Source organism: Chryseobacterium sp. MYb7 (genome assembly GCF_002979455.1).
In the GTDB taxonomy this organism is placed as follows: Bacteria; Bacteroidota; Bacteroidia; order Flavobacteriales; family Weeksellaceae; genus Chryseobacterium.
In genome coordinates this window covers 1-13,355 of record NZ_PCOU01000035.1, presented here as the reverse complement: position 1 = coordinate 13,355, position 13,355 = coordinate 1, and the positions used below count along the sequence as shown (strand labels likewise).

The window sequence follows — 13,355 nt, the reverse complement described above, 5'->3', positions numbered from 1 at the left end:
ACCAGCTATTTTACATACGCTTGTATGATTTGGCTATTCTGCAATAAAATTGAAGGAGACTGACCAAACATTCTTCTGAATGTCCGGTTGAAGTGAGGAGCATCTGAAAATCCCGCTTCCAGAGCTGCCTCTGTGATATTCCGTCCATCGAAGATATATTGCAACGCAATCAAAAGTCTTGCCCAAAGAATATATTTTCTCACCGGAATACCTACCTGCTCTGTAAATAAATGAATAAGCCTGCCTGGAGATAAATGAACCAAAGCCGACAGGCTTTCAATTTTCAGATTCCCATTTTGTGGCTGCTTAAGAACTTCCAGAATTTTAATAATCCTGTCATCCATATTCTCACTTTCATTTGTGTCTGCCAGTTCCTGAAGAAATTGAAGTACTGTATTAAAAATAGGATCAGCAATTGTATTATTAATCAATAAGGGTTTCATATCCGTCAAAAGTTCTTCCACTACAGATTCCGGTAGTGCTGCTATTTTTTTCTCAGATAAGTAAACTTTCTTAAGCCTCGTTCCTATTTTACTTTCTGGATCAATATTGATTAGTAAAAAAGTATTGTCGCGGGTTCTGCATTCGTGAGGTTCATCAGAATTGATAATAACAGCTCTATATTTCATAATAGAGCCAGATGAAATCACTTCTATTTCGTTCTCAAGACTTATAGCAATCTGGATTGCATGATGCTCATGAACTACAGTATCAACGGCGTGTCCAAGATAGATAAAATATCCGGTCGAGAAGAACAATAGCGGTTGGGTCATATAAACTTGGATGTATAAGTTTTTATATTCAAATATATTTAAATAAAGATACATGAATCACACCTGCCGGATAAAAATATTAAATTTCTGTGGAGAAGAGAATGGCCATAATACGGCACATAAGCATTTTCAATCGTTGAATTATCGGGTGCTTCAATAGGATGCTGCTTCCATCAGGCTATGCTTTTTATATTTAGTTCTTGCAGCTTCAGACAAAAACAGATAATCAGTATCAATCCAATCGCTCTGTTCTTCATAGAATGATTGGAAAAAAGGCCCTATTTCATAGGGCCATGGGTATTGTAAAATAGAAACATCCTGTTGTTTCATCTTTAAAATTTAACTGCTATAGTAATTACAGACTCTTATTTGATGTATGATTATCTTCAGGCCAGGCAAAACCAATTCCTCCATGTTTATATCTGTTTGTTTCCAGATAAAATGTGTTCACACCCTGAAGCCCAACACCTGCATAGTAAACAAATTTATCGATGTGTTCCTGATATTCACCAAACTCCCGATACTCTTTATGTAAACCCATCAAACTTGCCAGTTCTTCATTATGAATACGCAAAGCCTCTGCACAAGCATCTTCCAATGAGAGGTTATATTCCTGCTGTAATACGAAAACCAAATTAAAAACTTCTGTTCCTTTAGCCATTTCTTTAGGCAGAGAATGAAGATCATTTTGCCAGGCGACAACCAGAGTCATATGGGAAATCATTTTTTGTACCACGATATGCTCAAAGATATGTTCCGGCAGGACAAGACCTGATTCAATCTCGCCAAAAATCAGATAAGGACGCATGAGAACCGAATATTCACGAATGGTTTTATAAAGATTCAGTGACGGCGGGCGGTGTGCTATTTTGTAAGGATACTCCAGCTCTATTCCATATCTGAAGGATTGATAAAAATAGTAAACAAACCGCTCAAACCATAGATCTGGCATAAAAGCACGAAATTCATCCCGGATCATTGCCATATGATGATAGAGTGCATTTTCCTCCGGCAAGGGTTGAGCACCCTTGAGAATATCGGTACAACGAATTCGTAACTCCTGAATTTCCTCAAGAGACGAATGTTCCACCTGATCATCGAGAGCAACATACTGAAGCATGAACCGGTTGCATGGAATGGCCTGCTCATAGGTTAGGTGTGGCCACATACGTGCAGTACACCTATGCAGTTCCATTTTTTTATAAATTTTGCGTTGTTTTTCAGTCAAAAAAGTATAATCATTATCAATCCAATCATCCATATCTTTTCCCATTTGTTCAGCATGTGGATTAATAAGATCAGGCCATGGGTAACATCCCCGTAGTAAATAATCTGCACTATTAAATTGTTCTGGTGTCATTTTTATTTATATTTTAAAATTATTTGTACTTAATCAATATCAACTGTTTTATGCTAAAAAAATCCAGTTGTGATTTATTTAGCATATTGATTGTTGCTATAATACCGCTTTGTATTTCATAGATCATGTATTCACATATGGGTATATCCATCAATCTGTTCTGCACATCTGGCAGGTACTCAATATATAATCACCACGAGGTTAATGTCTTTTCAAACACCGCGGTAATCATTCATATTTTATTGAAATTGGTTCTGTCCTAAGGTTTCTTTTAATTCGGAAGCACTAGGAAATTCAGTCCTGTTGTAACGGTCAAGCTTGGTAGATATATTTTTCCAACCGCTCAGTACCATACTCATATAATGTACCCAATTGACCACAGCCTCGTGCCATACACCAAAGTCTGGAAGTGAGGCCTGCAGGGTTACAAATTCCTTCAGATCTTCATTATGAAGCCGAAGATCTTCCAGGCAGGCTTCCTCTAATGAGACCCTGCGTTCATTCTGGATCACCTTCACAATATTATAGTAAATGCTGCCTGTTGCTTCATCTTTTACTACAGATTGAACTTCATTGAAAAAAGTTACCAAATGACAGGCAAGTGCCTGCAGGCGGCGGATCACAGGATGATTATGGATTTCAGGAGGCAGAGTGATGCCTGTTTCAACTTCGGTGAGCTGCAGGAAAGGATACAGACAAATGGAATCTTCCCTTAGGACAATGCATTCTGCTGTTGTAGGAAATATCTTATTCTTCTTGTATTCCTGTTCTTTTTTAAGACCACTAAAATATCTGCTGATCATCTGTGTAAAACGATGCATTGATTCTTGTGGAATAAACTGAAGCAATTCCTCTCTTAACGAAGCCAGCATAGAACCGAGAGGTATTCCGGACTGGGCTGCACTGATCTCACCATTCAGTATGGCGATAGACTTGGTATGTATACCATCTATCTCTTCTGGGTCGCTTTCCTCATACAAATCATCATTGTATAAGGTCCATAGCATCAGCCTGCAGATTGGCTTGAACCGGTCAGCAGAAGCAGTTGGAAACCACTGTGCTGCGATATGTGCAGTCTTCGTTTTTTTGTACTTTTTACGCACATTAGGATTGTTTTCGTAGAGCCACAAATATTCTCCATCAATCCATTGATTTTCAGTAATCTCCTGGAGCTGTTCAGCATGTGGATTTTTTAGAGTTGGGAATGGATACCTGAACTTATTCTGGAGAAGTTCAAGGGGATTAAATTTTTCATTACTCATGATTGTATGTTTTAATAGTTATAGTTTTTTCACCCATATATTATTTTATTGAATATATCCAGCCTCACAAAACGCTGAAAAACACATTCAAAACAATATACCTAACTCATTAACAATAAGATACAATCATTAATTATATACTAAATATACAATTAATTATATTACATTTTACATAAAAAACACAATATAACTAAACAATATTCAATATACTGATTATCAAACAATTACTTGTTACGTTTTAACATAACTCATATTTACAACACAGAATATCAACCATTTACAATGTTAAAAAACCAAAGCTATTTCTAAAAATGATTTTCTCTGAAATACCAGACGTTTACTTATCGGAAATGGAGTATCTTTATGTATTACAAATTTTTTACAACCTATGAAGTTAGAATTATATCAAATAGATGCTTTTACAGAATCTATTTTCCATGGAAATCCGGCGTGTGTTGTTCCATTAAAAAATTGGTTACCCGATGAAATTCTGTTAAAAATAGCCCGTGAAAATGCAGTAGCAGAAACCGCTTTCTTTATAGACAATGGCAATAGTGTTCATCTTAGATGGTTTACCCCTGAAATAGAGATGGATTTATGCGGACATGCTACCCTTGCCACAGCTCATTGCTTAATCTCAATCTTAAATTATCAAAGTGATAGAATCGTTTTTGAAACGAAAAGTGGTGAGTTAACGGTTGATGTGAAAGATGGATTTTATTATATGGATTTTCCGTCAAGAATGCCTGTACCCTCTGCCCTTCCGGACAGCATATCCAGATCGCTTAATATACAGCCTAAAGAGGTCTTCAAAGCGAGAGATTATGTTCTGGTCTACGATTCTGAAGAGGATATACAAAATATCAAAATTGAAAGATCCATATTTGATCTTATCAATCTTGATCCGGGTGGTGTGGTTGTAACGGCGGCAGGCACTGACTGTGATTTTGTTTCAAGGTATTTTACCTCACAATCATCTATTCTTGAAGATCCGGTAACGGGTTCTGCCCATTGTTCACTTATCCCGTTCTGGTCATCAAGATTAGGGAAAGATCAGCTTTTTGCCCGTCAGATATCTGAAAGAGGCGGACAGCTCTATTGTGAAAACAAAAATGAAAGAGTAATTGTAGCTGGAAAAGCCAAAACGTATTCTATGGGGTATTTCTGGATTGAGTAAAATGTTATCAGGATATTCTTTATAAAGAGATAATAATAAAAAGCCACAAATAAGTTTGTTTCCTGTTCTGGGATTTATGGTTCAAGAGCTGTTTTTGCGGTATTTTACCAAGTTTTAAATTCGAAGAATGGTGTATGTAAGTGTTTGCAAGTGGCTTAAAATGAGTTTAATATTCTAGTTTCTTTCTTCTTTTAACTTCATTTTATAATACTTATGAGCTATTTTATTAAGTTCCTTACTCTCATTAAAACTTAAACAAGTAGAAATAATAAAATTTTTACCCTTTATTCCATTCTCATTTTCATTAAGTATATATACAGGAGGAAGATTTGATATTATTTGCTTTGCTAGGCTATCTTGTATTCTATCTTCTATAATAAATGGCTCATCAGAGGGAGTAAATAAATCTTTCTCAGCCATTAATTTTCCTATTTTAAAATTAGTATCCTCGCCATATCCATGTTGTAGACATTTGTAAAAGACAGCATCTCTAAATCTTTTGGTATAAAATTCCTTTTCATTGTTTTTTTGTTTTCTATCACTTCGATATCTGAATTGTGGTCTTTCATTGATTGAACATGAATAAATTAATAAAAAGAAAATGATGGATATAATTAACTTTATTTTAGTCATAAATTTTAAATATTTCGTTATTATTTTTTTATAAATATTTATTGTAATATCCTAACATCTATATATTAAATAACATCCATTAATACAGCTAATGCATCTTAAATAAATTAAAAAGATGGATTTTTTGAAAGAATTAACGAGTCTAAATCTTTGACTTTTTTATATTTATTAATATGCTTCGTAGCAAACTTATCCAGTTCTTTACTTTTATAAACATACAAGCAATTTCCAAATACAATTTTCCCTGCTTTCGCTTCAGAAACCTTACCGATTGATTCCAATGAGTCTTTTTTCATTTTATTTATTTTAGGAGTCAAAAAAGAGTCTATTTCATCATCAAATAAAGCTGTTGCAACAGGATCATAGAGCGTTTTATCTATATCATATATTCTATTAACAAGATCTTTATTCCCATAACCTTTCAATAGACATTTTTGTAAAGTTCTATCCTTAAAATTTTGTATTGTTAGCTCTTCTTTAAAACTGCTTTTACTAACCGTACATGAAACTAGAAAACATCCTGTAATTATTATTGTTAATTTTTTCATATTAATTTATTTATTGTAAAGACAAAAAAATAACATATTTTTTAGAGTCTCAAAATAACAATGATTGGCTTTACCTGATTAAGGTAGAACCAATCATTTCTTATTTAAGATATTAAAGTTATAAGTTATTGTTTTGTCAACACAATATCTTTAGGAAAGTTCATTGGAAAGTCATTATTCTGCTCTACATAAGCATTGTGTTGACAGGTGTCATCATAAAAACTAGGTAAATATTCAAAGTGTAAGGTCATTTGAGTAGGAGTAAAATTAGTAATAATTAATGTCGCTGCTTTCCTACACATATTTTTAGGTGAGAAAGTAAGAGTTTTTTGTAAACCATTTTTTAGGTTAATCCCCATTCCCCAAAATTCTGCCCCATCATTTCCAAAATTAGAAATTCTATCAATTTCTACAACTCCATTCGAGTTGATTATTTTTCGTTCACCTCTAATTTCATCGCGATAGTATGGATGAGTATCTCCAGGAACAGAAGAATAAGATTTAATTTTTTTCAATTCTAAAAAAAGTGTTTTACCATTCCATGTCCCCTTCCATAATCCAACATATTTATCTAGCTCATTATTAGTATCTTTTAGGTAGGCATTATCAGGAATATCACTTGGACTCGTATTAAGAGGATAAATCTGTGCTTTACAGAAAACTGTAATAACTGTTAAAAATAATAGTAATAATTGTCTCATAATTTTATAATTAAGGACATTGGTATTATTTCTCATATTTATCCTAGAATTATTTTATTTTCTTATAAATTTTATATACAAAATAACCTAGTAATATTATGAAAACTAGTATAAAAATTTGCAATACAAATAAACCAAAGCTAAATTCACTAATTGTTTGTTCCATAATGTTATAAATCTATAAATTCTATACTAAAAATATTTCCTGTTGTAGTATTAATTTTTATCCGAATCATTACTTTGTCTTTATAAACTGTTCCAAGACCTTCTAGGAAAACATTGTAATTCTCATATCCTGTAACTTCTACAGTTAGGACATTTGCGTTTGTATTTTGAATGTAATCAATCTGTGTAAAAGTCCAAACACCTAAAGTGAGTCCAAGTTCACTTGAAGTAACACTATCAAAAGCCCACCTATTATTAATTTTCTTTAATTTTACACGAACTTCTTCTCCACTTCCCCAAACTCCTGTTCTTTTAACTTTAGCAGAAACAATTTTTTCAGAGCCATTCTCCTGCAAAACACTCTCTTCAGTAAATACATTATTTTTATTTGACAATGCCGTCTTAAAATCAGTGTTTGTATTAAATACGATAGAATTACTGCTGTTAATTGAATTGTTGAAAACTAAATTTGACATTCCATCTAGGTTAATAAACCAATTTTGAAACTGTGTCCAAGTAATATCAGGATTATCTTTTTTAAATTGCAATGCCCAATTTATGAAATTTTTAGTTTCATCACTTCCAAAATTAACATCATAGTAAGTTTTTAAGCCGTTATAAAACTCAGTATTAGCTGTATCATCAATAATAGCTTTCAAATCTGCTGGAAGTTTGTTTACATACTTAAAAAATGTACTAAGAGTTGGGATTGTCGGAGTTCCATCATTTGGACCACTTCCTAAACCTGTTGTGGGTCCCATTTCACCACCTCCCGGTGAACCATCATCTCCCAAGGCTGTAGTTGCTGTACAAACTAATGCAACCGTAGTTATGTGCTGGGCTGGATATCCTCCTTCACTTTCCCAGTTGCATTTCCACCATTCACTTTCATTACCTGAATGATGGTCTCCTGTATAACAAGAAAAATACATATCCACTGTTTGATAAGAACAGGATTCTACAGTTCCCATCCCATTAGAAACCACTCCTCCATAGGTTCCTTTTGCAAGCTCCATCGCTACTGCTTTTCCTTTAGTTTTCACTCCTTTTCCTGCAAGTAAATCCTGTTTTTCCTGCGGAGTGAAATTATAAGTCACTAAAAGCTCTTTATAACTGCCATCAGGTAGAGAAGCCAATACCAAATTTTCTAGAGGTGCATTTTCAGGTGCATTTTCTCTTACCAAATTAAATGTGTAGGTGTGGAAATTAGGTCCAACTTCAATGTAAGTTACATTGTCTGTGTCAATGGAAACACCATTTGCATAATCAACTGATTTGCCCGATGCGTTGGTTTTGATTTCTGTCAGATTCTCTTGTGCTTTTTGTAATTCAGTTGTAAGAACCAATTTGTGTTTACTTTGTTCTAAACGAATTGTTTTGGATGTTGGTCTGAATTGACTGCTGTTACTGTAAGTCTCTTGCTCTGGTGAAAGTTCATTCCTACAGGAATACAACAAGACCATGATGGCTACCAAGGAAAGTAGCCTCGAAATAAATTTGTTTTTCATTATTTGTGTTAATTTTAAGTTTTAGTTTTCTTGGTGATAAAGATATAAAAATCATCAAATCAATTAATACGGGAAACCATATTTTTATTGATATACAAATGTACATTCTCAAGGCGACAAAACTTGTCGTGTGTACAAGTAATATGTACAAATAGGATTTACCTGTATGATCTGGAAAATAAAATATTTCTGGTTGGGGAATGTTTCCAAATAGGAATAAAGAAAAATGTGCAATAAAAAAGCCTTGAATCAAATGATTCAAGGCTTTTTTTGCGGAGAGTGAGGGAAATGAACCTTATTAAAATTAACATACCTAATTTTATATAAATGTGCTATTTATCAATATTTTAACTATATTTGTATCAATAAAAACAAGTTGTTTTTATGTTTAATTATGAAAGTATTAGCACCTAATTTAGCACCTTATGAATTCTACCTTCAAACTTAAAGAACCCAACGGCGAAAAGGAAACACTAATTTATTTCCGTTCTTATTTTGGAAATGAAAATAAGAATTTCATCTATTCTACAGGTGAAAAAATAAAACCTGAAGAGTGGGACTTCGAGAATCGACAACCCAACGACCTTAACGGAAGAACAAAAAGAGCAGAGAGCCATAGAAGTATAAAAAAGCAACTTGACTGTAGAATCTTGAAAAATTGACCATAGTAATCTGTTCAAAGTGAGCAGTTCATTCTGTTTCAAATTGACCACCCCATTCTGGTGAATCTGACCATAGTAAAAACTCAAATAATGTGTCTAAGAAATAACTTAGCTAAAAAAGCAGGTTATGGCAAATAAAAAGATAGACATGTTACATCTGAAACAGTTATTACGATTATATACCCAAGGATTAAGTAAGGTTAAAATAAGTAAGCAGCTGGGCTTATCCCGCAATACGGTCAAGAAATACATAAGCCTATTCCATGAGCACCGTTTTACTTACGAAGAACTCTCAGAGCTAAGTTCTGAAGAGATAGAAGATTTATTTGAGACTACCATTTTAGAGCCTGACGGTAAGGAAAAAATACTGGAAAATTACTTTCCTTATGTTACCAAAGAGCTAAAAAAGACAGGCGTTACCCGATATATTCTCTGGGAAGAATACCAGGAAAAATACCCTGACGGCTATTGTTACTCACAGTTCTGCCATTTATATCGGCAATGGAGTCGTAAGATCAGTCCATCAATGCATATGGACCATAAGGCCGGGGACAAGATGTTTGTAGACTATACAGGCAAGAAGCTTCATATTATAGATAAAGAAACAGGAGAAGAAAAAGAGGTTGAAGTTTTTGTCAGTATTCTGGGAGCCAGCCGTATGACCTTTGTAGAAGCTACAAGGACACAGGGTAAAGAAGATTTTCTGGGAAGCCTTACCAAGTCACTCAACTATTATGGAGGCGTTCCTGCAGCCATTGTTCCAGATAATCTTAAATCAGCAGTTAAGAAGAGTGATAAGTACGAACCCCAGATTAATGATAGCCTTCAGGACTTTGCCCTTCACTACAGTACAACAATACTTCCTACCCGGACTTATCATCCAAAGGATAAAGCATTGGTGGAAAATGCTGTACGTATCGTATATACCCGCATATTTGCTCCATTGAGGAAACAGCAGTTCTTTAGCCTTGAGGAGCTTAATACAAGTATCAGAGAGCTTTTAGAAGTTCATAATGATGCTCCGATGAAAAGAGAAAAATGCTCCCGAAGAGCTATTTTCAAAGAAGTTGAACAGCCGGAATTATCTTCTCTTCCTGCTATGGAATACCAGCTAAAAAGCTTTTCTAAAGCTACAGTTCATAAAACAAGCCATGTATATCTAAGCAAGGATAAACATTACTATAGTGTTCCTTTTGCTTAGATAGGAAAGAAAGTATTGCTTATTTACAGTAAAACCGCAATTGAGGTGTATTATGGGCAGCGTAGGATTGCTTTTCATGAAAGAATCTATTCAAAATATGGATATACCACTCTCAAGGAACATATGCCTTCGTCATATCAGTATATGACAGAATGGAACCCTGATCGTTTTATCAGCTGGGCTCAGGGCATAGGAGAGAATACCGAAGAATACATCATTAAAGTTTTAGAGAAAAAACAACATCCTGAGCAGTCTTATAAGTCCTGTGCCGGTATCCTTCATCTTGCCAAAAAAGTAGGGCATCAAAGATTAGATAATGCCTGTAAAAGAGCTTTAGGATATGAAAGATATGGTCTTATGCCCATAAAAAGTATACTTGATAAAGGACTGGATAACCTTCAGGATGACGAGCACTTCTTCGAGGAGCTTAAGCTCCCAAAACACAAAAATATCAGGGGCGGAAAGTATTACCAGTAACTATTTATAGTCGGAAAAAACATAATAAAAGTCCAAAGAGATAACCAATAAATCTAAATTTAAAATCATTATAATATGAATCAGGACACATTAGAAAAAATGAAACTTTTGAAGTTCTACGGGATGCACAGAGCTTTTTCAACCACTTTGGAAGCTGGAAGCGCTTCCTACACCAATGATGAACTTATAGCCTATCTTATTGATGCGGAGTTCGATGATAAAGAAAACCGGAAAATAGAAAGATTGATTACCACAGCTAAGTTCCGCTACAGAGCTTTCATGGAAGAAATAACGACTAGTTCTGTAAGGAATATTGATAAAAATGCAATAGGCAGACTCTCTTCCTGTGATTTTATAAGGCAGAAACAGAATATCCTGGTAACAGGAAGCACAGGTGTTGGAAAAAGTTTTATTGCTTCTGCCATAGGTTATAAAGCCTGTATGAATGGATATAAAGTCATGTATTTTAATATCAATAAGCTGTTCTCTAAACTTAAAATGGCCAAAGGAGACGGAACATACCTGAAGGAAATAGACCGTATAGAAAAGCAGGATCTGATTATTCTGGATGACTTCGGATTACAAGCTCTGGATAATCTTAAACGTCAAGATTTTATGGAAATCATCGAAGACAGGCACGGAAAGCGTTCCACAATTATTGCCTCGCAGCTGCCTGTAAGCGCATGGCATGAAGTTATAGGAGAGCAGACCATTGCAGATGCGATCCTTGACAGAATGGTACATAACTCTCTAAGAATAGAGCTTAAAGGTGAATCTTTGAGAAAAAAGAGAGGGGAAAATAAGACAGAAAATAAACAAGAAATTAATACCCCATAATTTTGTATTTTGGCAATACTTTCTAGACCACATTTTTGACCTATTTTACTATGGTCAATTTATTCCAGAATCACGTGGTCAGTTTAATCAGAATTTACAGGATGATTATTTAAAAGAACTTTTTCTGAGTGTACTTTCTGTTATTGGCGAAGAATACTACCAAAAATTCCTTGAGAAGATTGGAAATCCAGATTTTACTATCGATAATATTCTGAAACTTGAGAAAGATAAAGAATTGCAGGAGCATATTGATTTAATGATGTGGTTCTCCTTAATCCGTGTGTTTCTTGAGGCTATTTACTTCTACTTTGATCCCGAAAATCACAACTCAAAAATCTAATAAAATGAAAATTTCAAATCAATTTCAGTTCACACAGAATGGCAACGAATTTTTAGATAGTTCTATCAATCAACTTTTCAAACAGCATTATCTTATCATTCAGATGTTTTTCAATAAGACTGACAATTCAGGGTACGCTCACCTCACAATTGTTGTTGAACACAAAAAAGATGTTGAGGAGCTAATGCGAAAAAAATGGGTTGAAAAAGCTTTTAAAGAATACAAAGTTAAAGTATGTATTTTTTACTCTTTACAAATTCACAATAAATTCTCTCTCGGAGATCCTTTCGTTGAATTGTATTGTAGACCATCAGCAATTATTTATCAAAATGCTGGATATGGAAACCATTTACTTATTTCAAGAGAAAGCAAAAAATTCAATAAGGAATTCGAGAAGTATAAAGATTCCTTTTTTCACGATCACGATTTATTATTAACGCAGGTTAGAGGATTTGTTACGGATGAATCATCAGTAAGTGCCTTGCTAGCTTATGGAAATATTTTTAAGTATGATCTGGAATACTTAGAAGAATTATATACAGGAAATAGTTCCAATTCAGAAAATCTGAACGAAAGAATAAGAAACCTCTCCAAACATATTCCTGAGATACAGAGTCATTTTGTTTCTCAAAGCCGAAGCGAATATTACCTGATTCATTTAATCGGAAAAGCGAGAGAAGCATCGAAAGATGATCTATTTTTTAAAAGTGAAATGTTCGAAGCGTTCAATATCGCTGAGGATAGTTTTTCCGGAATGATTGAAAAACGATTGTATCAGCTAAAGAAAATGATAAAAATAGGATATTCTGAAGAGGAAAAAATCATTGAAACAGTTAAGGAAAATGATAAAGATATGGTTCTTGAAATTGTTGTAGAAGTAATTGTAAAGTCTGTCGAGGTCGAAGAAATCTATCTGTTTCACAAAGCCATTTACGGTAGTAATACAACCTACTATTTGTTGTTGCTTGGTCTTAATGTTGGTAATGATAAATTAAAATCTATAACGCAATCATTGAAGAGTCACACAGGTAACAATTTTGATTTTGTTCTGATCAGCCACGATCGGTATTGGGTTCAGAAGAATCTACATTTTTATCAAAGCTTCTTTGTAGACATTATTCAGGGCAAAAACAGGATTTATCAATCTAATCCTTTCTATCCTGAACCACATTGGGAAAATCCTCATACTCCCACTTATGCAGATCTTGATTATTACTATGATGCAACAATGAAGTATTCGCAACAATTCCTTGCAATAGCAGAAGATGGAAGAGAAATTTATCAGGGGTTGCCATATTTCTTTACCCTATTTTTTCTTTCATTTTGCAGGACATATGTTTATGCTAAGCTTTACTATATGCCAAACTATTTATCCAATTACAGTTTGTGGAAACTATGCGAGTTTGCAAATCCTGAATTGCGAAAATATAATTATCTGTTTGAAGAATTCTGGACTAAATTCTTTCCTTATTTAGATTACCATATGGTTCTTCATCATCATATTACCAATTTAAAAGAGGAAGAGGTTGATCAAATGACAGTGATTATTGAGAAATTGAGATATGAATTGCATTATGTGGTGATTGAAGAAGGGAGGATTAGATAATTTGATTTATACACAGATTTATAAAAAAGGTATTGTTAAATAATTATAGATAATTGCTTGTTAAGTTTCAAAAATAAGAGCTTTAATGATATTTCCATCATATGC

Annotated in this window: 14 protein-coding genes; 6 read left to right on the top strand and 8 right to left on the bottom strand. The window is 33.9% G+C overall.

All coding sequences use genetic code 11. From position 1 onward, the window contains the following. Window positions 1-5: 5 nt before the first annotated feature. From CQ046_RS21000 to CQ046_RS20990, 4 genes are all read right to left on the bottom strand, one after another. Window positions 6-773 (bottom strand): helix-turn-helix transcriptional regulator, encoded by a 768-nt coding sequence (locus CQ046_RS21000; RefSeq protein ID WP_165790570.1) that lies wholly within the window; start codon window positions 771-773, stop codon window positions 6-8. Window positions 774-926: 153 nt separating this feature from the next. Further along, window positions 927-1,103 (bottom strand): hypothetical protein, encoded by a 177-nt coding sequence (locus CQ046_RS23735; RefSeq protein ID WP_165790569.1) that lies wholly within the window; start codon window positions 1,101-1,103, stop codon window positions 927-929. Window positions 1,104-1,128: 25 nt separating this feature from the next. Beyond that, a complete protein-coding gene (locus CQ046_RS20995; protein ID WP_105704143.1) occupies window positions 1,129-2,133 on the bottom strand; it encodes a terpene synthase family protein in 1,005 nt (334 codons plus the stop codon). A gap of 239 nt (window positions 2,134-2,372) precedes the next feature. Next, on the bottom strand, window positions 2,373-3,395 hold the full coding sequence (locus CQ046_RS20990; RefSeq protein WP_105704142.1) for a terpene synthase family protein: 1,023 nt from the start codon (window positions 3,393-3,395) through the stop codon (window positions 2,373-2,375). Between the two features lie 388 nt (window positions 3,396-3,783). Here CQ046_RS20990 and CQ046_RS20985 point away from each other — a divergent pair, with 388 nt between their 5' ends. Further along, entirely contained in the window at window positions 3,784-4,572 is a 789-nt protein-coding gene (locus CQ046_RS20985; RefSeq protein WP_105704141.1) for a PhzF family phenazine biosynthesis protein, read from the top strand. A 174-nt stretch (window positions 4,573-4,746) separates the two neighbouring features. On the opposite strand, the gene CQ046_RS20980 is transcribed toward CQ046_RS20985, so the two are convergent. The 4 genes from CQ046_RS20980 to CQ046_RS20965 all read right to left on the bottom strand — a co-directional run bounded on the left by CQ046_RS20980 (window position 4,747) and on the right by CQ046_RS20965 (window position 8,127). Beyond that, complete coding sequence (locus CQ046_RS20980) at window positions 4,747-5,205, bottom strand: hypothetical protein (protein WP_105704140.1); 459 nt, start codon at window positions 5,203-5,205, stop codon at window positions 4,747-4,749. Between the two features lie 107 nt (window positions 5,206-5,312). After that, window positions 5,313-5,753: a hypothetical protein gene (locus tag CQ046_RS20975; RefSeq protein WP_105704139.1), complete on the bottom strand. Its 441-nt coding sequence runs from the start codon at window positions 5,751-5,753 to the stop codon at window positions 5,313-5,315. A 125-nt stretch (window positions 5,754-5,878) separates the two neighbouring features. Then, window positions 5,879-6,454 (bottom strand): DUF6705 family protein, encoded by a 576-nt coding sequence (locus CQ046_RS20970; protein ID WP_123906665.1) that lies wholly within the window; start codon window positions 6,452-6,454, stop codon window positions 5,879-5,881. 170 nt (window positions 6,455-6,624) lie between these two features. After that, the gene (locus CQ046_RS20965) at window positions 6,625-8,127 is read right to left on the bottom strand and encodes a hypothetical protein (RefSeq protein ID WP_123906664.1); all 1,503 of its coding nucleotides are present in this window, start codon (window positions 8,125-8,127) and stop codon (window positions 6,625-6,627) included. A gap of 425 nt (window positions 8,128-8,552) precedes the next feature. On the opposite strand from CQ046_RS20965, the gene CQ046_RS20960 reads away from it, so the two are divergent. The 5 genes from CQ046_RS20960 (at window position 8,553) to CQ046_RS20945 (ending at window position 13,250) form a co-directional block, all read left to right on the top strand. Next, window positions 8,553-8,789 (top strand): hypothetical protein, encoded by a 237-nt coding sequence (locus CQ046_RS20960; protein WP_228407011.1) that lies wholly within the window; start codon window positions 8,553-8,555, stop codon window positions 8,787-8,789. A 127-nt stretch (window positions 8,790-8,916) separates the two neighbouring features. Next, complete coding sequence (istA, locus tag CQ046_RS20955; protein ID WP_228407010.1) at window positions 8,917-9,990, top strand: IS21 family transposase; 1,074 nt, start codon at window positions 8,917-8,919, stop codon at window positions 9,988-9,990. A gap of 15 nt (window positions 9,991-10,005) precedes the next feature. After that, window positions 10,006-10,467, top strand: a complete 462-nt coding sequence (locus tag CQ046_RS23945; RefSeq protein ID WP_228407009.1) for a transposase — start codon at window positions 10,006-10,008, stop codon at window positions 10,465-10,467. A 75-nt stretch (window positions 10,468-10,542) separates the two neighbouring features. Then, entirely contained in the window at window positions 10,543-11,304 is a 762-nt protein-coding gene (istB, locus tag CQ046_RS20950; protein ID WP_105704136.1) for an IS21-like element helper ATPase IstB, read from the top strand. A gap of 344 nt (window positions 11,305-11,648) precedes the next feature. Next, window positions 11,649-13,250 carry a hypothetical protein gene (locus CQ046_RS20945; protein ID WP_105704135.1) on the top strand — a complete coding sequence of 534 codons (1,602 nt, stop codon included), beginning with the start codon at window positions 11,649-11,651 and terminating at the stop codon, window positions 13,248-13,250. Window positions 13,251-13,355: the final 105 nt, after the last annotated feature.

Excerpts from the sequence above, each read along its gene's own strand:
- CQ046_RS21000 (WP_165790570.1), bottom strand. The coding sequence starts at position 773 with ATGACCCAACCGCTATTGTTCTTCTCGACCGGATATTTTATCTATCTT.
- CQ046_RS23735 (WP_165790569.1), bottom strand. The coding sequence starts at position 1,103 with ATGAAACAACAGGATGTTTCTATTTTACAATACCCATGGCCCTATGAA.
- CQ046_RS20995 (WP_105704143.1), bottom strand. The coding sequence starts at position 2,133 with ATGACACCAGAACAATTTAATAGTGCAGATTATTTACTACGGGGATGT.
- CQ046_RS20990 (WP_105704142.1), bottom strand. The coding sequence starts at position 3,395 with ATGAGTAATGAAAAATTTAATCCCCTTGAACTTCTCCAGAATAAGTTC.
- CQ046_RS20985 (WP_105704141.1), top strand. The coding sequence starts at position 3,784 with ATGAAGTTAGAATTATATCAAATAGATGCTTTTACAGAATCTATTTTC.
- CQ046_RS20980 (WP_105704140.1), bottom strand. The coding sequence starts at position 5,205 with ATGACTAAAATAAAGTTAATTATATCCATCATTTTCTTTTTATTAATT.
- CQ046_RS20975 (WP_105704139.1), bottom strand. The coding sequence starts at position 5,753 with ATGAAAAAATTAACAATAATAATTACAGGATGTTTTCTAGTTTCATGT.
- CQ046_RS20970 (WP_123906665.1), bottom strand. The coding sequence starts at position 6,454 with ATGAGACAATTATTACTATTATTTTTAACAGTTATTACAGTTTTCTGT.
- CQ046_RS20965 (WP_123906664.1), bottom strand. The coding sequence starts at position 8,127 with ATGAAAAACAAATTTATTTCGAGGCTACTTTCCTTGGTAGCCATCATG.
- CQ046_RS20960 (WP_228407011.1), top strand. The coding sequence starts at position 8,553 with ATGAATTCTACCTTCAAACTTAAAGAACCCAACGGCGAAAAGGAAACA.
- istA (WP_228407010.1), top strand. The coding sequence starts at position 8,917 with ATGGCAAATAAAAAGATAGACATGTTACATCTGAAACAGTTATTACGA.
- istB (WP_105704136.1), top strand. The coding sequence starts at position 10,543 with ATGAATCAGGACACATTAGAAAAAATGAAACTTTTGAAGTTCTACGGG.
- CQ046_RS20945 (WP_105704135.1), top strand. The coding sequence starts at position 11,649 with ATGAAAATTTCAAATCAATTTCAGTTCACACAGAATGGCAACGAATTT.